The organism is Streptomyces canus (assembly GCF_041435015.1).
In the GTDB taxonomy this organism is placed as follows: domain Bacteria; phylum Actinomycetota; class Actinomycetes; order Streptomycetales; family Streptomycetaceae; genus Streptomyces; species Streptomyces canus_G.
The window spans coordinates 7,168,044-7,187,623 of record NZ_CP107989.1 but is presented as its reverse complement, the minus strand read 5'-3'; the positions used below and the strand labels follow the sequence as shown (position 1 = coordinate 7,187,623).

Below are 19,580 nucleotides of genomic sequence, written 5' to 3'. Positions count from 1 at the left end.
GTAGGACCGGGACCACCGAGGAGCACGCCGTACGCTGTCTCGGAGCTCAACCGAAGGAGATCGATCCCGTGCTTGTCCTGCTGCCTCCCTCCGAAGGCAAGGCGTCCTCCGGTCGTGGCGCCCCGCTGAAGCTGGAGACGCTGTCGCTGCCGGGACTCACCGAGGCCCGCGCGGCGATCCTCGAGGAACTCGTCGAACTGTGCGCCGGGGACGAGGAGAAGGCCCGCGAGGTGCTCGGGCTGAGCGAGGGACTGCGCGGCGAGATCGCGAAGAACACCGAGCTCAGGACCGCGGGAGCGCGGCCCGCCGGGGAGATCTACACGGGTGTGCTCTACGACGCCCTCGACCTGGCTTCCCTGGACACGGCCGCGAAGAGGCGTGCCGGGCGTTCGCTGCTCGTGTTCTCGGGGCTGTGGGGAGCGGTCCGGGTGACGGACCGGATTCCGTCGTACCGCTGCTCGATGGGAGTGAAGCTGCCGGGGCTCGGAGCGCTGGGCGCGCACTGGCGCGCACCGATGGCCTCCGTGCTCACCGAGGCCGCCGGGAACGGGCTCGTGCTCGATCTGCGGTCCTCCGCGTACGCGGCCGCGTGGAAGCCGAAGGGTGAGGTCGCGGGGCGGACGGCGACCGTACGGGTGCTGCACGCGCCGACGCGGAAGGTCGTCAGCCACTTCAACAAGGCGACCAAGGGGCGGATGGTGCGGAGTCTGCTGACGGCGGGGATCGCACCCAAGGACCCCGCCGAGTTGGTGGAGGCGCTGCGGGGGCTGGGGTACGAGGTGGAGGCCGAGGCGCCCGCAAAGGCGGGGGCGGCCTGGTCGCTGGATGTGCTGGTGGACGAGGTTCACTGAGCCTCCCCCCGGACACCAAATTGCAGCATGCGCAACGCTCTTTGCGCATGCTGCACACCGAGGGCAGGATGACGCCATGGCCCCCTCGCTCCTGGACCTTGCCCCCGTCGTGCCCGTCGTCGTCATCGAGGACGCCTCCGAAGCCGTACCGCTCGCACGCGCCCTGGTCGCCGGGGGGCTGCCCGCGATCGAGGTGACGCTGCGGACTCCGGTCGCGCTGGACGCGATCCGGGCGATCGCCGGGGAGGTGCCGGAGGCCTTGGTGGGCGCGGGGACGGTCATCACGCCGGATCAGGTGACGGAGACGGTGGCCGCCGGGGCGCGCTTTCTCGTCAGCCCTGGCTGGACGGACGTACTCCTGGCGGCGATGCAGGCGTCCGGGGTGCCGTTCCTGCCCGGGGTGTCGACCACGTCGGAGGTCGTGGCGCTGCTGGAGCGTGGTGTGACGGAGATGAAGTTCTTCCCCGCGGAGGCCGCCGGAGGTACGGCGTACCTCAAGTCGCTCGCCGGGCCGTTGCCGCAGGCGCGGTTCTGTCCGACGGGAGGGATCGGGCCCGAGAACGCCCCCGAGTACCTGTCCCTGCCCAACGTCGGCTGTGTGGGCGGGACTTGGATGCTTCCGGCGGATGCGATCGCCGCGCGGGACTGGGGGCGGGTGGAGGCGCTGGCCCGCGAGGCCGCCGGGCTGAAAACGCTACGGACGCAGGTGTGAGGTGTCGTTGAGGAGCCGTACGCTCGCGTTGCCGTCGGCGTAGTACGCGACCGCCGACATGGAGGCCGCCGAGAGTTCCATGCGGAACAGGGACTCGGGCGGGGCGCCGAGGGCGAGACGTACGAACGTCTTGATCGGGGTGACGTGGGTGACGAGCAGGACCGTGCGGCCCGCGTACGCCGTGACGAGCTTGTCCCTGGTCGCCGCGATCCTGGTCGCCGTGGCCGCGAAGCTCTCGCCGCCGCCGGTGGGTTCGGCCTCCGGGTCGGACAGCCAGGTGCTCAGGTCGTCCGGGTAGCGCTCGCGCACCTCGCCGAAGGTCAGGCCCTCCCAGGCGCCGAAGTCGGTCTCGATCAGGCCGTCCTCGACGGTGACCTCGATGCCCAGACGCTCCGCCACGGCGGCGGCGGTCTGCCTGGTCCGGGTGAGCGGCGAGGCGAGGATGTGCTGGATCGTGCCTCGGCGGGCCAGGGCTTCGGCGGCCCTCTCGGCCTGTTCCCTGCCGATGTCGGAGAGGGCGGGATCGGTACCGCCGCTTCCCGAGAACCGCTTCTGGGGGGTCAGGGGCGTCTCACCGTGGCGCAGGAGCACGAAGGTGGCCGGAGCACCCATGTCGGCCGGGGCCCAGCCGGAACTGGCGACAGTCGTGGCGGCACGCACATCGGCCTCAGCCTTGGCGGAAGACAGCTTCCGGACCGAACTCGCCGAGGCCCCCGAGTCCATCGCCTCGTTCGCCAGCCGATCCGCCCGCTTGTTCTGCTCGCGGGGGATCCACTCGTACGTCACCCGCCCCGGCGGAAACACCCGCCCCGCCTCCAGGGCAAGCGGCTTCAGGTCCGGATGCTTGATCTTCCAGCGCCCCGACATCTGCTCGACGACGAGCTTGGAGTCCATGCGGACGTGCACGGAGGCGGACGGGTCCAGGTCGTGCGCGGCGCGCAGGCCGGCCAGCAGGCCCCGGTACTCGGCGACGTTGTTCGTGACGACGCCGAGGTACTCGTACGTCTCGACCAGCGTCTCCCCCGTCGCCGCGTCCAGCACCACGCAGCCGTAGCCGGCGGGGCCGGGGTTGCCCCGCGAGCCTCCGTCGGCCTCGACGATGAACTCCCGCACGCCCAACGCTCCTTACAGGCCGGACTCGGACGTGCGCACCAGGATGCGGCGGCAGTTCTCGCAGCGGACCACGGTGTCGGGCGCGGCCGCGCGGATCTCGTTGATGTCGGTGATGGCCAGCTCCTGGCGGCAGCCCTGGCAGGTGCGCTGGTACAGCTTGGCCGCGCCGATGCCGCCCTGCTGCTCGCGGAGCTTGTCGTAGAGCTTGAGCAGGTCGGCGGGGACGGTGGCGGAGATGACCTCGCGCTCCTTGGTCACCGAGGCGATGTCGCCGTCCAGCGTTTCGAGGGCCGCGTCCCGGCGGGCGGTGGCGTCCTCGATCTTCGACTGGACGGAGGCGACCCGCCCGGTCAGCTCGGCCACCCGCTCCTGCGCGGACTCCAGGCGCTCCATGACCTCCAGGACGATGTCCTCGAGGTCGCCCTGGCGCTTGGCGAGGGAGGTGATCTCGCGCTGGAGGTTCTCCAGGTCCTTGGGCGAGGTCACGGCTCCGGAGTCCAGGCGCTGCTGGTCGCGGGTAGCGCGCTGGCGCACCTGGTCCACGTCCTGCTCGGCCTTGGTCTGCTCGCGGGCGGTGTCGCTCTCCTCGGTCTGGGCGGCGACGAGGAGGTCGCGCAGCTGGGTGGCGTCCTTGGTGAGCGACTCGATCTCGGCGTGCTCGGGCAGCGACCTGCGCTTGTGGGCGAGCTGCTGGAGGCGGACGTCGAGGTCCTGGACGTCGAGAAGTCGGATCTGGTCGGCGGGCGCGGCGTTCAGTTGGGGGCTCCAGGTGAAGGGGAGTGGCTGGTCCAGGGGTCGGTGACCGTCCTGGAGACATGCACGCGCAGGTCCCAGCCGTGGCGGTCGGAGATCTCGTCGAGCTGGGCGGCGGCCAGCTCGCACCAGGGCCACTCGGTGGCCCAGTGCGCCGCGTCGAGCAGCGCGAGAGGACTGTGGGCGCGGTCCGCGATGAACTCGGACACCGGGTGGTGACGCAGGTCCGCGGTGAGGAAGGCGTCGACGCCGGACGCGCGGACCTGGTCGAAGAGGCTGTCGCCGGAGCCGCCGCTGACGGCGATCGTGCGGACCGTGGCCTCGGGGTCGCCGGCCACGCGGATGCCCTGCGCGGTGGCGGGCAGGCGCTCGGCGGCCCGGGCGGCGAGCTCGCGGACGGTCATCGGGGGGTCGACCTCGCACACCCGCCCCAGCCCCCGGCGCCCCGAGGTGTCCGTCGGGTCCGGCACCAGCGGTCCTACGACCCGGAGGTCGAGCGCGCCGGCGAGCGCGTCCGAGACGCCCGGGTCGGCGGTGTCCGCGTTGGTGTGGGCGACGTGCAGCGCGATGTCGTTCTTGATGAGGGTGTGGACGACCCGGCCCTTGAAGTGCGAGGCCGCCACGGTCGTCGTGCCCCGGAGGTACAGCGGATGGTGGGTGACCAGCAGGTCCGCGCCCAGCTTCACCGCCTCGTCGACGATCTCCTGGACCGGGTCGACGGCGAAGAGGACCCGCGTGACCTCCTGGTCGGGTTCGCCCACGACGGTGCCGACCGCGTCCCAGGACTCGGCCCGCGCGGCGGGCCACAGGTTCTCCAGCGCGGCGATGACTTCAGACAGACGGGGCACGGGGAAAGGCTACCTGCCTGGTCTGTCCTGCTGAACCTGTGCCGCCGGTCGACGAGATCCCGTGCCCCGGCGAGCACAGTCGTCTCGGTTTCCTCAGGCGAATCGTTCCTGGGCCACCCCTTTGTGTGAAGGGGAAGCGCGGCCGTCCCACGCCTGTGCGTGCGAAAACTACCTTCGTGGCCGGAGGTGACCGGACGATGACGGCCTGTGCCATCGAACCCGCGGCGGCGAACGACGAGAACGAGGACGGGGAGACCCCGCGGACGGAGTACGCGATCGCCGAGAACGGGAACGAGAACGGGAAGACGCCGCGGACCGAGTGTGTGATCACCGTCGACGGCTCCTACGCGGCCCGTCTCGCCCAGGAAGGCGGCTCCTGGTTCCCGGAGCGCTGGACGCTGGACGGTCCGGAGCCCTACGCGGTGCCGCTGCCGGGCAACCAGCCCGAGGAGCCCGGCACCGAGGTGCAGCCGATGGGCGACGGACGGGTGCTGATCAGGCGGTTCGCGGACGGACGGCACGCCTTCTCGCTGCTCTACCCGACCGGCCCGACGACCGGTGAGCTGCCGCTGGGCGCGGTCGAGTGCCCGGGGGAGGAAACGATCCTACGGCTGCTGCCGCCGGCGCCGGGTGGTGAGAAGGCGTACGCCCTCGCCGTGGGCCCACGCTCCAGTGCCGTGTGGCTGGTGGCGGGCGGTGCCTTCGGGCCGGAACACCTCGCGGAGATGCCGGGGCGGTGCTCGGGCGGGGTGTGGCTGGACCGGACCGGGCGGATGCTGGCCCTGGACCGTGAGCTCGGCGGGCGGACCAAGGCGGTCGTGGTCGATCTGGGGCGCGGCGGGGAGGTGTCGCCGCTGCTGCAGATCGCCGACGGCAGCGATGACCGGCTGCTGCTGGCCGACCCGGACAGCGGGCTGCTGCTGATCTCCTCGGACGCGCCCTCTCCTGGGCGCGCGCGGCTGGGCTGGGGGGTGCTGGGCAGCACGTTCCCGGTGCGGTTCCCGGAGTGCCTGCGCGTGCCGGACTGCGCGGTGACGCCGTTCGCGATCCAGCCGGGGCAGGTGCTGACGCCGGAGTGCTGCGGGGTGGCACTGCGGATCGACGGCCCGATGGGCAGCTGGGTGGGTGTGTGGCGGCCCGCCGCACGGCAGGTCCAGCATCTGGCGGGGCCCGAGGGGTGGTTGGCGGGTTCCGGGCTGTGGACCGAGGCCGGTGAACTGCTCCTGCCGTACGCGACGGCGGACGCGCCGTGCGGGGTGGCGCGGTGGGCGGCGGCACCGAGGAGCGGGGCCCTCACCGGGGAGGCGGAGGGCCCGGGGGGAACGGGGGGTACGGGGGCGGGGGACGCGGGCCCGGAGGATCCGGAGGGCGGCGGCGGTACGGCCGCGCGGTCGCCCGAACCGGGTCCTCCGGAGCCTGTCGTGGCACGTCCTGTGCCTTTGCAGCAAGCCCCGTTGGGCAATCTTGTAACGAAGTAGTGCCGGTTGGCCCGGCCGCCTGGATTCGGCCCGTGGTGCGCCGGTTAAACTCGCCCCGCTGTAAAGAAAGATCATGTTGACGGGGTGAATTTCTTCCATGAGCGACGCCAGCACGAACCAGTCGACTGCAGACGTCCAGGAGTCCACGGGCCACGGTAAGCACCGGGGTCCGGTCTCGGTCCAGGACAGCGAGACGGCCCCGCGTGGCCGTCACCGCAAGTCGGTCGAGCAGACCGAGGCCGCGGCCTGAGGGCAGACGACGACACACGGCCCGCTCCTTGTCCTAGGAGCGGGCCGTTGCGCGTCCACTCCCCTTCACTCCCTTTTGAGTCCCAGCACTTCGGCCGCCGCGAACGTCTCCTCCGCCGGCCGCCGCGCGTAGTGCGGGGTGAGGAGGGCGTCCAGTTCGTCGTAGGTGAAGGTGTCCTGCTTGCTGTCGAACTTGGCCTGCACCCGCGGTCGTTCGACGACCACGACCATCCCTCCGTGGACGACCATCAGCTGGCCGTTGACGCGCTCGGCCGCCGGTGAGGCCAAGTAGCCGACGAGCGGGGCGACATGCTCGGGGGCGAGGGGGTCGAGTCCCGACTCGGGCTGCTCGAGGCCGGCGAAGACGTCCTCGGTCATCCGGGTGCGGGCACGCGGGCAGATGGCGTTGGCCGTCACGCCGTACTTGGCGAGTGCGAGGGCCGTCGAGGTGGTGAGCCCGACGATTCCGCCTTTGGCGGCCGCGTAGTTGGGCTGTCCCGCGGACCCGGCGAGGAACGCCTCCGAGGAGGTGTTCACGATACGGCCGTACACCGGCCCTGCCGCCGCCTTGGACCGCTCCCGCCAGTGGGCGGCCGCGAACCGGGTCGTGTTGAAGTGGCCCTTGAGGTGGACCCGGATCACCGCGTCCCACTCGCCCTCGGTCATGGAGAAGACCATGCGGTCGCGCAGGATGCCCGCGTTGTTGACGAGGATGTCGAGCTTGCCGAACTCGGCGATCGCCAACCCGACGAGCCGACCGGCCTGTTGGTGGTCGGCGACATCGCCGGTGTGGGCGACGGCCTGGCCGCCCGCGGCCCGGATCTCGTCGGCGACCTGCTCGGCGGGGCCCGCGGAGGCCTCGCCGGAACCGTCCCGGCCCGGCTGTCCGTAGTCGTTGACGACCACGGCAGCGCCGAGCCGGGCCAGCTCCATCGCCTCGGCCCGGCCCAGCCCCCGGCCCGCGCCGGTGACGATCGCCGTGAGCCCTTCGAGGGGCAGTGGCTCGGTCATCGCGGCCCTCAGATCTCGATGCACGTACGGAGCGAGGCTCCCGTGCGCATCTGGTCGAGCGCCTCGTTGATCTCGCTCAGCGGCACCCGGTGGGTGATCAGACGGTCCAGGTCGACGCGGCCGGCCCGCCACAGGGCGATGGTCCGTTCGTAGGAGCGCAGGACGTCCCCACCGCCGTACATGGACGGCAGGATGCGCTTCTCGTCGAAGAACAGCTCGAACATGTTGAGCTGGAGGAAGTCGTCCATGGCGCCCGCGCCGACGACGACGAGGGTGCCGCCGCGCCGGGTGGTCTCGTACGCCGTCCTGGCGGTCGCCGACTTGCCGACGACCTCGAACACGTAGTCGAAGCCCTCGCCCGCGGTCACCTGCTGTTTGGCGTCGGCCAGTTCGTCCGGGGAGACGGCTCGGGTGGCGCCGAACTCGAGGGCGGCCTCGCGGCGCGAGGCGACCGGGTCGACGGCGACGATCTCGGCGGCTCCCTTGAGACGGGCCCCCTGGATGGCGGAGATGCCGACGCCGCCGCAGCCGATGACGGCGACCGACGAACCGGCCTCCACGTCCGCGGTGTTGAGCGCGGCGCCGAGTCCGGTGGTGACCCCGCAGCCGATCAGTGCCGCGATGTCGAAGGGCACGTCGTCGGGTATCGGCACCGCGCAGCCCGCGTCGACGACGACCTCCTCGGTGAAGGTGCCGGTGCCCGCGAAGCCGAACACATCGCCGCCGGAGCGCCGGAAGTTGGGGGTGCCCGCGTTCATGAAGCCGGCCAGGCACAGTTCGGTCTGGCCGCGCTTGCAGGCGGGACAGGCACCGCAGGCGGGCAGCCAGCAGACGACGACCCGGTCGCCGGCCTTCAAGTGGCTGACGCCTTGCCCGACTTCGAGGATCTCGCCCGCGCCTTCGTGTCCGGGGACGAAGGGCGCGGGCTGCGGGAGGACCCCGGCCATGGCGGACAGGTCCGAGTGGCACAGTCCGGTGGCCCGGACCCTGATCCGTACCCTGCCGGGTCCGAAGCCCACCGCCTCGACGTCATCGAGGACCTCGAGCTTTTCCTGGCCGATCTCGTGCAGTACGGCTGCGCGCATGGTGCGGCTCCCCTCGTACGGCGTTCTGGGTTCAGGAGTGTTCGACGATGGTGTCGGCGAGGACGGGCGCGTCGTCCCGCTCGACCGCGCCGACGGCGACCCGGGTGGACTCCGGCGTGTGCCACATACGGATCCGCAGGGTCTCCCCGGGGTACACGACCCCGGCGAACCGGGTGACATACGACCGCACCCGGGTCACGTCCCCGCCGAGCAGCGTGTCGACGACCGCCTTGAGCGTCATGCCGTAGGTGCACAGCCCGTGCAGGATGGGCCGTTCGAACCCGGCGACCTTGGCGAACTCCGGGTCGGCGTGCAGCGGGTTCCAGTCGCCGGAGAGGCGGTAGAGCAGGGCCTGGTCCTCGCGGATGGGGCGCTGCACGGTCCGGTCGGGCTCGCCGGCCGGGGGGTCGAGGCGGGCGGAGGGCCCTCGGTCGCCACCCCAGCCGCCTTCCCCCCGTACGAAGATCTGGGCGTCGTTGGTCCACAACGGGCCCTCGGCGTCCGCGACATCGGTCCGCATGACCAGGACGGCCGCCTTGCCCTTGTCGTACACGGCGGCGATGCGGTGGGTGGCGGTCGCCGTGCCCTCGGCGGGGAGGGGACGATGGATGGTCAGTGCCTGGCCGCCGTGCAGGACCTTGGCGAGATCGACGTCGATGCCGGGCAAGGACAGACCGCTGATCACTCCCGGCGCCCCCGAGCCCGCCACCGTGGCGAAGCTCGGCAGGACGTGCAGCCGGGATTCGAGGGTGTAGCGCAGTTCGTCGGGATCGGTGGCGGGGCTGGGTTTGTCAGGATGCGAGCCCGCCCCGATGCCGAGGTGGTAGAGCTGGACGTCCTTGGTGTTCCAGGAGATCTCGCCGGTCCGGGGCTCGGCGGCGAGGGCCTTGGCTGCGTCGATGGGCATACGGCTCCTGACAGTGGCGGATCCGACCGTGGCGGAGTCAAGACCTCGGTACGGCCGTCCGCACCGTCGGCCGCACCGAGGTCGTCGCGGGCCGATCTAGAACGCGTTCCAGTCCGGCGCCCTCTGTATAGCCGAGCCCACCGCAGTTGTGAAGACTCCTGACGGAGTGTCAGGTGAGTGTCGGATGGGTCGTCAGGCGGGTCTCGCCCCGGGTTCCGGCACCGTGACATTTGTACTGCCCGAGTCCGTACACGCACATCTGCCGGGCGGAGTCCGCGAGACGTAGCGTCGTCGGTATGACAACAGGGGACAAGCTCTCGTGCCGCGTGGACGAGATCCGCGAGAAGGTCCGCGAGGCGCGGAAGCACCAGCGGTACTACGAGGCGAACAAGCAGCGCCTCAACGCCGAGTACAAGGCCGCGCAGCGGGCCGGGGAGGTCCCCACGAACGCGGGCCTGGGCAGCGGCTTCGGTCTGCTGCCGTGGCTGCTGTTGGGGATGGGCGCCTTCTCCAACCTCTTCCAGGGCGAGGCCTCCAACCCGTGGATCGGCGGCCTGGGGCTGCTCACGTTCAACTCGCTCTACATCTACGTCGCCTTCCGCTCGTTCCACAAGCAGACCCGGGACGCGGTCTCCACCCGGGTGGCGCTGGTGTTGATGGGCCTGGTCACCTGCGGTCTGGCGATGGCGTACGGCGGCAACTGGCTGCTGTTCTTCCCCCTGTTCGGCCTCGCGACGGGCGCGGTCGTGCGGTTGCCGCACCTGCGGTGGGTGGGTGCGGTGGTGGCCGTGGTCGCCGGCGCGGTCTCCGTCTACCGCGACGGCTGGGGCGGACTCGACACCGCGTACGCCACGTGGATCTCCACGATGGTGACGGCCGCGATCATGTCCCTCTCCGAGGCGGTACGGCAGTTGCGGGAGGCCCGCGAGGAACTGGCCCGGCGTGCGGTCGAGGAGGAGCGGATGCGGTTCTCCCGCGATCTGCACGACCTGCTCGGGCACACCCTGTCGGTGATCGTGGTGAAGTCGGAGGCGGTCCGGCGCCTCGCCCCCCGCGATCTGGACGCGGCGCTCGTCCAGGTCTCCGACATCGAGTCGGTCGGCCGCCAGGCGCTCACCGAGATCCGCGAGGCGGTGACCGGCTACCGCGAGGGCAGCCTCAGCGCGGACCTCGACCTGGCCGCCTCGGCCCTGCGCGCCGCGGGCATCGAGCCGGTCGTCCACCGCTCCGGCCACCCGCTCGCGGCCCAGACCGAGGCCCTGCTGGGCTGGGTGGTCCGCGAGGCGGTCACCAACGCGGTACGGCACAGCGGGGCGGAGCGCTGCGAGATCTCCGTGCGGGGCTCGGCGGAACGGGTACGGCTGCGGGTCTGGGACGACGGCCGGGGGGCGGCGGCGGGCACGGCGCCGACCGTGCGTGAACGCGGAGGTGAGTGCGGGGGTGAGTGCGGGGTTGAGAACGCCGGCACGGTGTCCATCCCGGTCGTCGGCGGCACCGGTCTCAAGGGGCTCGCCGAGCGGCTGGCCGCGGCCGGTGGGTCGTTGGAGGCGGGCCCGGGGTCACGGGGCGGATTCGTGGTGCGGGCCGAGCTGCCGGTCGAGTCGGTGGCGCCGGAGCGGCCGGGGGAGCCGGCGGGGGCGGTGCGCGGAGCCTCCATCGGCGAGGTGGCCGGGTGACGCCGTACGGGTCGGTCCACTGTTCTGTTCTCAAGGATCCAGCGCGTCGGCGCAACAAACTCGCACCCCCTCCGCTCCCGCCCGCGCGCCCTACTCTTGGGCCGTGAACGAGATGCCCCGGGAGCACCGGGCCGCCAAGTCCATCCGCGTACTGCTCGCCGAGGACCAGGGCATGATGCGTGGGGCGCTCGCGCTGCTGCTCGGGATGGAGCCGGACATCGAGGTCGTGGCCCAGGTCGCGGCCGGGGACGCCATCGTGGACGCGGCGCTCGTCCACCGCCCCGACGTGGCGCTGCTCGACATCGAGCTGCCAGGGATGAGCGGTCTGGACGCGGCCGCCGAACTGCGCGACCAGGCGCCGGACTGCCGGGTGCTGATCCTGACCACCTTCGGACGACCCGGCTACCTCCGCCGGGCCATGGAGGCGGGTGCCGCCGGTTTCCTCGTCAAGGACGGTCCCGTGGAGGAGCTGGCGGTCTCGATCCGCCGGGTGCTGACCGGCGAGACCGTGATCGACCCCGCCCTCGCCGCGGCCGCCCTGAGCGCCGGCCCGAACCCCCTCACCGCCCGCGAGTGCGATGTCCTCAAGGCGTCCACGGACGGCGCGACGGTCGCCGACATCGCGGGCAAGCTCCACCTCTCCGAGTCCACCGTCCGCAACTACCTCTCCTCCGCCATCGGCAAGACGGGCACCCGCAACCGGATGGAGGCCGTACGGGCGGCCCGGCAGCAGGGGTGGCTTTGAATCCTCCCCCTCGTAAACGAGGGGGATTCCTGGCTCAGGCTGCCTGGCGGAACAGCGTCCCGCCGGGTCTTGCGCCATCAGCACCAGCCGGGTTGAGACCAGCCCGGACCAGCATCACGCGGGCGGAGTTCTTGTCTCTGGGCGAGACGGTTCCGCACGCGGCGCAGGCATAGGTTCGTTCGGACAGGGGTAGTGCGTGCTTGGTTCTCGCTCCGCACTGGGCGCAGTCCATCGTGGTGTGCGCGGGATGGACCAGGTGCACAATCCTGCCGTGCTTGCGGGCCATCTCCAACAGGGCCTTCTTGGTGGCACCGATGGCGGCATCGGCGGCCTTCCTCGCCATGGTCGACTTCGCGAGGAACTTCGGCCGGAAGTCCTCCACGGCGATGGCGTCGTGGTCGCCCACCACGCGCTTGGCCCACTTGCGGCCGGTGTCCTGCCGCTGCCGGGACACCTGCTTGTACGCCTTGGCCCGCAGCTTCTTCGCCTCGCGGTAGCCCTTGGAGGCTGCCTGTCCTGTGGCGGGTTTGCGGCGGGCCATCATGCGGTCGTACCGCGACAGCTTCGCCTGAGCTTTCTTCCCGTACTGGGCATGCGGGAGGTCGTGGGTGTCGCTGGTGGTGGTCGCGGTCTCCCTGACACCCCAGTCGATCCCGATCACCTGGCCGGTCCGGGGCAGCGGCTGGACTTCGGCGGGCACGACGAACGAGGCGTACCACTGCCCGAGGGTGTCACGGTATACACGCACCGAGGAAGGTTCGGCGGGAAGATCCCGCGACCACACGACCGTCAGGGCGATGTTGCCTGCGAGGTGCAGACGGCCGTCCTTCAGCCGGAAGCCGCGCTTGGTGTAGTTCAGGCTCGGGTCGGCCTCACGCTTTCTCTTGTACTTCGGCATCCCGGCCCGGCGATACTGCGGCAGACGTTCGCGGATGTCCTTGTGCGCCTTCGCGCGGGAGTTGCCGAAGTCCCGGATGATCTGCTGCTGGGGAACCGATGACCCCTCACGCAGCCACGGCGTCTTCGCGCGGGCTTCGGTCAGCATCGTGTCGAGCCGGGCCGGACCGCACGTCGCCTGGTCGGCGTCTTCGGGGCGGTTCTTGTTCCACAGGTCGGTCTGCTGGGACTTGGCGACGCACTCGTTCCAGACCCACCGGCACCGGTCCCACTCCGCCAGCAGCGCACGCTCAGCGGTCGACGACACACGCAGCCGGAACGTCCACCGGGCATGCCCGACGGCCCCGCCCTCCTTCACCCCCGACACGACACCCCCCACACCCCGCCCGATCGCCCCAGCTTCCCTGAAGAGACCGTACGTGCGACACGCGCACACCCGTACCCCACTACGGTGAAGCCACCCCCACCAGCGAACACGGGCACACCCGTTCGCTCTCCGTCTCCGTCAGCGGCTTCGCGGGCGCTCCGCGCCCCCCCAAGAGACCGGACACGGCGACGCTCCGCGTCGCCATCCACGGGATGCGATTCCTCCCCGGCGTGAACGCCGGGGCATCCTCGCAAGAATCAGGTGAGCCCGGCGGTTCCCTACTCGATCACCTCCGCCGTCTCGTACTCGGTGCCCTTCGGTGCCACGCACACGAACCAGTCGTAGGGGGAGCCCTCCGCCGACCGGATCGCCGGGACGTCGGTGCCGGTCGCGGAGCCGGCCTTCTCCACCACCGTCGCCGTCCCGTTCGTCCAGGTGCAGTTGACCCGCTGGGCAGTCTTGGCGATGTAGCCGATGACGAGACGGACGTCCTTCGTACCGCCGGGTTGGAGGGGAAGGGAGCCGGACATGAGGTCCGTGCCGCTGAGCCTGTCCGTCTTGGGGACCGTGTTCTCCATGATCTTCGTCGTCTTGTCGCCGTAGTCGCGAAATACGAAGTACGTGATCTTGCCGATGAGGTCGGAGGCATCGTGGGCGTCCGGCGGGGTCTCGCCGCGCAAGGCCATCGCGGCGCGCTGGGCCTCGGCCTGCTTCTCGTCGCGCGGGGCCGACCACACGTCGATGAGGACCCGCCACTTGCTGCCCTGGTCGGTGCCGGTGGCCAGGGTGGTCTGCAGGGCCCTGGACGGGTCGGCGTCGGTCGGGACGAGCGGCTGGGTCGCCACCTGGCCCCCGTCCCCGCCCGGCAGACCTGCCACCGCGAGGGTCGCCGAGGACCCCGCGAGCACCAGTGCCGTGGCCGCGGCCACCGCCCAGCGGCGGGCCCTGCGCCTGCGGCCTCCGCGGAGCACCGCCTGGTAGGGGGCTATGCCGATCTCCACCTCGTCGGCGGCGTCGGCCAGCAGGACGGCGATGTCGCTGTCACTCATGTCGTGGCCCATCTCCCGGTCCGTGCTCATCACTTCCGCCCTCCCTGCGTCACCATGTCGGCCAGTCCGGGTATGGCGCGAAGTTTCGCGATCCCCTTGGCCGCGTTGCTCTTCACCGAGCCGACCGAGCAGCCCATCGCCTCGGCCGTCTGTGTCTCGGTCAGGTCCTCCCAGTACCGCAGGACCACGGCTTCCCGCTGCCGGGGCGGCAGTTGGGCCAGCGCCGTCAGCAGGGCGCTGCGGTCGTCGGCCTGGGCGATGCGGTCACCGGTGTCGGCGATCTCGCGCACCAGGCCCGAGTCGTCCCCCCGCGCCAGGAACTCCCTGAGCTTCCTGCGGTGCTTGCGTGCGTGCGCGTTGATCATCACGCGCCGTACATACGCCTCCGGATCGTCCGCCGAGCCGACCCTGCGCCAGGCCACATAGGCCTGTTCGAGCGTCGACTGGACCAGGTCCTCCGCGGCGTGCTGCTCCCCCGTGAGGAGAAATGCCGTCCGCATCAGCCGCGGCCAGCGGCCGATGACAAAGCTCTGGAACTCCTCGTCCCGAGCCTGTTTCCGATCCCCCATGGGCACCTCCTAGATGATTGAAGGAGTCCATGAGCCGCCCGGACCGTTGCCTCAGTTCGCGGAGATCTTTCGCGGCAGCCACGCCAGCATCAGCACCACCCCGCCGAGCAGCACCCCCGTCCCCACCCGGAACGCCAACGCGTACCCCTCCGTCAGCGCCTCCGCCGAAGCCACGTCCCCCGTCCGCGCCGCCGCCAGCGTCGACAGGCCGGCGAGCCCCAGTGAGCCGCCCATCGTGCGCGAGGTGTTGACCAGCCCCGACACCAGCCCGGCCTCCCCCGGCGCCGCCCCGGACGTGGCCAGCGAGGCGAGCGGGGTCGTGGCGAGACCGGCGCCCAGCATCATCAGGATCCCGGGGCACATGATCGCGGTCACATAGCCGCCGTCCGCGGTCATCGTCGACTGCCAGGCGAACCCGGCGACCGCGACCGTCGTGCCGAGCACCGCCACCCACCGCGCCCCGAACCGGCGCATGAAGCGCGGGGCGAGCTTCGAGCCGACCACGATCGCCAGCGAGGTCGGGATCAGTGCGGCCCCGGCGGCCAGGGGGGAGTAGCCGAGGACGTTCTGGGCGTAAAGCGTCATGAAATACCACATGGAGAACATCGCGGAGCCGCTCAGGAACATCGCCGCGTTCGCCGACGCCACCGCCCGCACCCTCAGCAGCCCGAGGGGCATCAGCGGAGCCGTCGTACGGGACTCGACGAGGAGGAAGCCCCCCACCAGCGCGAGCCCGGCGGCCAGCGGGAGCAGGGTGGCGGCCGCCGCCCACCCCTCGGCCTCGGTCTGCGAGATGCCGTACGCCAATACCGCCAGTCCCCCGGTGACCAGCAGCGCTCCCGGCAGGTCGAGGCGCCGCCCGTCCCCGCTGCGGCTCTCGGTCAGCCACAGCAGTGAGCCCAGCAGGACCAGCGCGCCGACGGGCACGTTGATCAGCAGCACCCAGCGCCAGGACAGGGTGTCCACCAGGAGTCCGCCGACGAATCCGCCCGCGGCGCCGCCCCCTGCACCCACGGCCGTCCAGGTGGCGATGGCCCGGGCCCGCGCGGCCCCCTCCGGGACGGCCGACGTGACAATGGTCAGCGTCGCGGGCGCCAGCACCGCCGCACCCAGCCCCTGCACGGCCCGCGCGATCAGCAGTTGGGCGTCCCCCTGGGCCAGCCCGCCGGCCAGCGAGGCCGCCGTGAACAGGCCGAGGCCGACCAGGAACATCCGCTTGCGGCCGTAGAGGTCACCGGCCCGGCCGCCGAGGAGCATGAACCCGGCGAAGGCGATGGAGTAGGCGTTCACGACCCACTGAAGTCCGGACTCGCTCATGCCCAGGTCGGCGCGCATGGACGGCAGCGCCACATTGACGACGGACACGTCGAGCACGACCAGGAACTGGCCCGCGCACGCCAGCGCCACCACCAGCCAGGCGGGCGGCGCGGACCGGGGACGGCGGGGCCTGCGGGCGACTTCAGCGGCTTCGAGCATGGCCGTCATGCTCTCAACCCGGTTCCGCTTCCCCAAGAGAATATAAAGAAATCGTTAGTACGCCGAAGCATCGGAATAGTTGCCCATGCATACGTAGTTCAAGCCACACGTAACCCGATCTTCCAGGCCCGGAGGCCTCCCTCACATGACGCACACGCCGACCGACCAGCCCACCCGGAGAGCGTCCGGCGCTGTCGTCCCGGTGCTCGCCTTCGCGGGCATCGTGGTCGCGGTGATGCAGACCCTGCTCGTCCCGGTCATCAAGGACCTGCCGCAACTGCTGGACACCGCGCCCAGCAACGCCACCTGGGTCCTGACATCCACCCTGCTCTCGGGCGCCGTCGCCACCCCGATCATGGGCCGCCTCGGCGACCTGTACGGCAAGCGCCGCCTGCTGATCCTCAGCCTCGCCGTGATGGTCGTGGGCGCCCTGGTCAGCGCCCTCACCAGCGACCTGCTCACGATGATCGCCGGCCGCACCCTCCAGGGCTTCGCGATGGGCGCGATCCCCCTCGGCATCGGCCTCATGCGGGACATGCTGCCCCGCGAGAAGCTCGGCTCGGCCATGGCCCTGATGAGCTCCTCGATCGGCGTCGGCGGCGGCCTGGCGCTGCCCCTCGCGGCACTGATCGCCCAGCACGCCGACTGGCACGCCCTCTTCTACGGCGCCGCGGGCATCGGCGCGCTCGCCATCGCCCTCACCCTCCTCGTCGTCCCCGAGTCCCCGGCGCGCGCCGAGGGCACCTTCGACGTCCTGGGCGCGATCGGCCTCTCCGTCGGCCTTGTCCTCTTCCTCCTGCCGATCACCAAGGGCAGCGACTGGGGCTGGTCCTCCGGCACCACGCTCGGCCTGTTCGCCGCGTCGGCCGTCGTCCTCCTCCTGTGGGGCGTCATGGAACTGCGCGTGAAGGCCCCCCTGGTCGACCTGCGCACCACGGCCCGCCCGGCGGTCCTCTTCACCAACCTGGCGTCGATCATGGTGGGTGTCTCGTTCTACGTCGTCTCGCTCGTCCTTCCCCAGCTGCTCCAGCTCCCGAAGGCGACCGGCTACGGCCTCGGCCAGTCGATGGTCGTCGCGGGCCTGCTGGTCGCTCCGCTGGGCCTGACGATGATGTTCACGGCGCCCGTCTACGCCCGGCTGTCGGCGAAGTACGGCCCCAAGTTCACCCTCATCCTCGGCATGCTGATCATCGCGATCGGCTACGGCGCCGGGCTGGGCCTCATGAGCGCGGCCTGGCAGAGCCTCGTCATCGCGGTGGTCCTGGGCGCGGGCATCGGGCTCGCCTACTCCTCCCTGCCCGCGCTGATCGTGGGCGCGGTCCCGGCCTCGGAGACGGGGGCGGCGAACGGGCTCAACACGCTGATGCGCTCCATCGGTACGTCCGTGTCGAGCGCCGTGATCGGCATGGTGCTGGCGAACACGGCGAACAACGTCGGGGGCGTCGCGATACCGACCATGCACGGGTTCCGGCTCTCCTTCCTGATCGCGACCGGCGCGGTGGCGGTCGGGCTGCTGATGGCCCTGTTCCTGCCGAAGCCCAACCGGGCGCCGCAGCTGCGTGCGAGCAGCGAGGAGGAGGCGGGAATCGAGCGGGCCGACGAGGTGCTGCGTGGCTTCCGTGGCCGCGTCCTCGACTCCGCGGGCACGCCGGTCCCCCGGGCCAAGGTCACGTTGATCGACCGGCGGGGACGGCAGGCCGGGGCGACGCTCTCCGGTGACGACGGCACGTACGTCCTCACCGTCCCCGCCCAGGGCGCCTACGTCCTCGCCGCGCGCGCCACCGGCCACGGCCCCCTCGCCTCCTCGGCCACCCACGCGGGCGACGACCGCGCGATCGACCTCGACCTGGCCCTGCCGGGCGAGACGGTCACGGCCTGACCGACACGAAGCCGGTACACATCCCCGCCCCATCCCAGGGCGGGGATGTGTCGCGTCGGGGGCGCCCGGAAGGCCGTACGACCGACGGCGCCCACTCCGATCGAACCTCCGCCCGTCCCGACACACCGGGCCCCACCCTGGCCGACTCCGGCAGCTCGACGGTCTGTGGCTCCCGCGTGCATCATGCGCCCCCGGTACGTTCCCCACCCCCTGTCCCCCGTCGGGCGGAGGGGTGCGGCAGCATGGGGCGTCCGGAGGGGCGTACGGCGGCATCGCGGTCGTACGACGTCTGCCCGCACGTACGACCGAGAGGAAACCCATGGCCGCGGCCGCACCCAAGCCCGAGATCCTCGCCGCCTTCGAGGCTGCCAAGGGGTTCATGCCCCTGGGTGAGGGGCTGGCCCTCCATGAAGCCGCTCTGGACGCCGGGCGGCTCGGGCTGCCGCTCCTGGAGGTCGGTACGTACTGTGGCCGGTCCGCGATCCTGCTGGCCGACGCCGCCCGGGAGGCCGGGGTCACCGCGCTGACCGTCGATCACCATCGCGGCAGCGAGGAGCAGCAGCCGGGGTGGGACTACCACGATCCGGAGACCGTGGACGCCGAGCTCGGGCTGATGGACACGCTGCCCACCTTCCGCAGGACCCTCCACCGGGCCGGACTGGAGGAGCACGTGGTCGCCCTGGTCGGCCGTTCTCCCCAGATCGCGAAAGTCTGGGGCTCCCCTCTCGGTCTGGTCTTCATCGACGGCGGTCACACCGACGAGCACGCCAACGCCGACTACGAGGGCTGGGCCCCGCACGTGGCCGAGGGCGGGCTGCTCGTCATCCACGACGTGTTCCCCGAGCCGGAGGACGAGTTCACCGGTCAGGCGCCCTACCGGGTCTACCTCCGGGCCCTCGCCTCCGGCGCCTTCACCGAGGTCTCGGCGAACGACTCGCTGCGGGTGTTGCGGCGGGTGCGGGCGGGGATCTGAGAGCGCGGTTAGAGTCGCAGACGTGTCGTACGCAGGCCCTGAATTCGATTCGCCCCAGCCCCGCCGCCCCCGGCGCCGCCCGCTGGCCCTCGCCCTCGCCGTGCTCGTGCCGGGCGCGCTGCTCGGGTGGCTGGTGTACGCGGGGGTGAGCGGGGCGGCCGACGGCGGCGCGACGACGGCCGCGGCGAGTCCGCGGGCAAGCGCTCCGCCGACCGTCTCCTCCACCACCATCGAGGACAAGAAGCCGCTCGGCTCGCTCCGGGGCAAGGTCGTCGTCATCGACCCCGGACACAACCTCACCAACTTCCGGCACACGGCCGAGATCAACCGCAAGGTGGACATCGGGACGAACCGCAAGGAGTGCGATACGACAGGGACGTCGACCAACGCCGGTTACGCGGAGGCGAAGTTCACCCTCGACGTCGCCCACCGGCTGCGCACGCTCCTGGAGAGGCAGGGCGCGACGGTGAAACTGACCCAGGACGGTAACCGGCCCTACGGCCCCTGTGTGGACGAGCGGGCCAGGATCGGCAACACGGCACACGCGGACGCCGTCGTATCCATCCACGCGGACGGCGCGAGCGCCGGGCAGCGCGGCTACCACGTGATCCTTCCCGGCCGCGTCCACCAGGGCATCGCCGACACCCGCCGGATCGTCGCCCCCTCCGCCGAACTCGGCGAGCGCATCGCGCACGACTTCGGACGCGCGACGCGCACCGCCCCCTCCAACTACATCGGCCACGGCACCGGACTGGACACCCGCACCGACCTGGGCGGCCTCAACCTCTCGAAGGTGCCCAAGGTGTTCATCGAATGCGGCAACATGCGGGACAGCAAGGACGCGGCCCTGCTCACGAGCGGGGCCTGGCGACAGAAGGCCGCGCAGGGAATCTCTGAGGGAATGGTGAGTTTCCTGCGCGGGTGAGGATCAGCGCGCTGATC

19 protein-coding genes are annotated in these 19,580 nt (G+C 71.5%); 9 read left to right on the top strand and 10 right to left on the bottom strand.

Annotated elements, in window-relative coordinates; all coding sequences use genetic code 11:
- The first annotated feature begins 68 nt into the window (after nucleotides 1-68).
- Complete coding sequence (gene yaaA / locus OG841_RS32820; RefSeq protein ID WP_371567623.1) at nucleotides 69-851, top strand: peroxide stress protein YaaA; 783 nt, start codon at nucleotides 69-71, stop codon at nucleotides 849-851.
- A gap of 76 nt (nucleotides 852-927) precedes the next feature.
- Nucleotides 928-1,563, top strand: coding sequence for a bifunctional 4-hydroxy-2-oxoglutarate aldolase/2-dehydro-3-deoxy-phosphogluconate aldolase (locus OG841_RS32815; RefSeq protein WP_365117292.1), 636 nt, complete (start codon nucleotides 928-930; stop codon nucleotides 1,561-1,563).
- Here the strand turns inward: OG841_RS32815 and OG841_RS32810 are convergent.
- From OG841_RS32810 to OG841_RS32800, 3 genes are read right to left on the bottom strand one after another with little or no spacing between them, the layout of a single operon-like run.
- Nucleotides 1,546-2,676, bottom strand: coding sequence for a bifunctional RNase H/acid phosphatase (locus OG841_RS32810; protein WP_365117294.1), 1,131 nt, complete (start codon nucleotides 2,674-2,676; stop codon nucleotides 1,546-1,548). The two genes, OG841_RS32815 and OG841_RS32810, sit on opposite strands and share 18 nt — an antisense overlap.
- Nucleotides 2,677-2,688: 12 nt before the next feature.
- Nucleotides 2,689-3,432, bottom strand: coding sequence for a zinc ribbon domain-containing protein (locus OG841_RS32805; RefSeq protein WP_328643514.1), 744 nt, complete (start codon nucleotides 3,430-3,432; stop codon nucleotides 2,689-2,691).
- Entirely contained in the window at nucleotides 3,429-4,277 is an 849-nt protein-coding gene (locus OG841_RS32800; RefSeq protein WP_328638084.1) for a Nif3-like dinuclear metal center hexameric protein, read from the bottom strand. The genes OG841_RS32805 and OG841_RS32800 overlap by 4 nt, the downstream gene beginning before the upstream one ends.
- Before the next feature lie 197 nt (nucleotides 4,278-4,474).
- On the opposite strand from OG841_RS32800, the gene OG841_RS32795 reads away from it, so the two are divergent.
- Entirely contained in the window at nucleotides 4,475-5,755 is a 1,281-nt protein-coding gene (locus OG841_RS32795) for a hypothetical protein (protein WP_328638085.1), read from the top strand.
- Nucleotides 5,756-5,852: 97 nt separating this feature from the next.
- Nucleotides 5,853-6,005, top strand: coding sequence for a hypothetical protein (locus OG841_RS32790; RefSeq protein WP_086724430.1), 153 nt, complete (start codon nucleotides 5,853-5,855; stop codon nucleotides 6,003-6,005).
- 65 nt (nucleotides 6,006-6,070) lie between these two features.
- Here OG841_RS32790 and OG841_RS32785 read toward each other — a convergent pair whose 3' ends face one another.
- The 3 genes from OG841_RS32785 to OG841_RS32775 are packed head-to-tail and all read right to left on the bottom strand — an operon-like array spanning nucleotide 6,071 to nucleotide 9,007.
- Nucleotides 6,071-7,015 carry a 3-oxoacyl-ACP reductase gene (locus OG841_RS32785; RefSeq protein WP_328638086.1) on the bottom strand — a complete coding sequence of 315 codons (945 nt, stop codon included), beginning with the start codon at nucleotides 7,013-7,015 and terminating at the stop codon, nucleotides 6,071-6,073.
- A gap of 8 nt (nucleotides 7,016-7,023) precedes the next feature.
- A complete protein-coding gene (locus OG841_RS32780; RefSeq protein ID WP_371567618.1) occupies nucleotides 7,024-8,100 on the bottom strand; it encodes a Zn-dependent alcohol dehydrogenase in 1,077 nt (358 codons plus the stop codon).
- Between the two features lie 31 nt (nucleotides 8,101-8,131).
- Nucleotides 8,132-9,007, bottom strand: coding sequence for a MaoC/PaaZ C-terminal domain-containing protein (locus tag OG841_RS32775; RefSeq protein ID WP_328638087.1), 876 nt, complete (start codon nucleotides 9,005-9,007; stop codon nucleotides 8,132-8,134).
- Nucleotides 9,008-9,303: 296 nt separating this feature from the next.
- On the opposite strand from OG841_RS32775, the gene OG841_RS32770 reads away from it, so the two are divergent.
- A complete protein-coding gene (locus OG841_RS32770; RefSeq protein WP_328638088.1) occupies nucleotides 9,304-10,683 on the top strand; it encodes a sensor histidine kinase in 1,380 nt (459 codons plus the stop codon).
- Nucleotides 10,684-10,795: 112 nt separating this feature from the next.
- Nucleotides 10,796-11,428 carry a response regulator transcription factor gene (locus OG841_RS32765; protein ID WP_328643515.1) on the top strand — a complete coding sequence of 211 codons (633 nt, stop codon included), beginning with the start codon at nucleotides 10,796-10,798 and terminating at the stop codon, nucleotides 11,426-11,428.
- Nucleotides 11,429-11,462: 34 nt separating this feature from the next.
- On the opposite strand, the gene OG841_RS32760 is transcribed toward OG841_RS32765, so the two are convergent.
- The 4 genes from OG841_RS32760 to OG841_RS32745 all read right to left on the bottom strand — a co-directional run bounded on the left by OG841_RS32760 (nucleotide 11,463) and on the right by OG841_RS32745 (nucleotide 15,795).
- Nucleotides 11,463-12,692: an RNA-guided endonuclease InsQ/TnpB family protein gene (locus OG841_RS32760; protein ID WP_328638089.1), complete on the bottom strand. Its 1,230-nt coding sequence runs from the start codon at nucleotides 12,690-12,692 to the stop codon at nucleotides 11,463-11,465.
- A 278-nt stretch (nucleotides 12,693-12,970) separates the two neighbouring features.
- Entirely contained in the window at nucleotides 12,971-13,771 is an 801-nt protein-coding gene (locus OG841_RS32755) for a hypothetical protein (RefSeq protein ID WP_328638090.1), read from the bottom strand.
- The gene (locus tag OG841_RS32750; protein WP_057615123.1) at nucleotides 13,771-14,310 is read right to left on the bottom strand and encodes a SigE family RNA polymerase sigma factor; all 540 of its coding nucleotides are present in this window, start codon (nucleotides 14,308-14,310) and stop codon (nucleotides 13,771-13,773) included. Before OG841_RS32750 ends, OG841_RS32755 begins: the two co-directional genes overlap by 1 nt.
- 51 nt (nucleotides 14,311-14,361) lie before the next feature.
- Entirely contained in the window at nucleotides 14,362-15,795 is a 1,434-nt protein-coding gene (locus OG841_RS32745) for an MFS transporter (protein WP_328638091.1), read from the bottom strand.
- 136 nt (nucleotides 15,796-15,931) lie between these two features.
- On the opposite strand from OG841_RS32745, the gene OG841_RS32740 reads away from it, so the two are divergent.
- From OG841_RS32740 to OG841_RS32730, 3 genes are all read left to right on the top strand, one after another.
- The gene (locus OG841_RS32740; protein ID WP_328638092.1) at nucleotides 15,932-17,665 is read left to right on the top strand and encodes an MFS transporter; all 1,734 of its coding nucleotides are present in this window, start codon (nucleotides 15,932-15,934) and stop codon (nucleotides 17,663-17,665) included.
- A gap of 319 nt (nucleotides 17,666-17,984) precedes the next feature.
- Nucleotides 17,985-18,638, top strand: coding sequence for a class I SAM-dependent methyltransferase (locus tag OG841_RS32735; RefSeq protein WP_371570889.1), 654 nt, complete (start codon nucleotides 17,985-17,987; stop codon nucleotides 18,636-18,638).
- 22 nt (nucleotides 18,639-18,660) lie between these two features.
- On the top strand, nucleotides 18,661-19,563 hold the full coding sequence (locus OG841_RS32730; RefSeq protein ID WP_371567614.1) for an N-acetylmuramoyl-L-alanine amidase: 903 nt from the start codon (nucleotides 18,661-18,663) through the stop codon (nucleotides 19,561-19,563).
- Nucleotides 19,564-19,580: the final 17 nt, after the last annotated feature.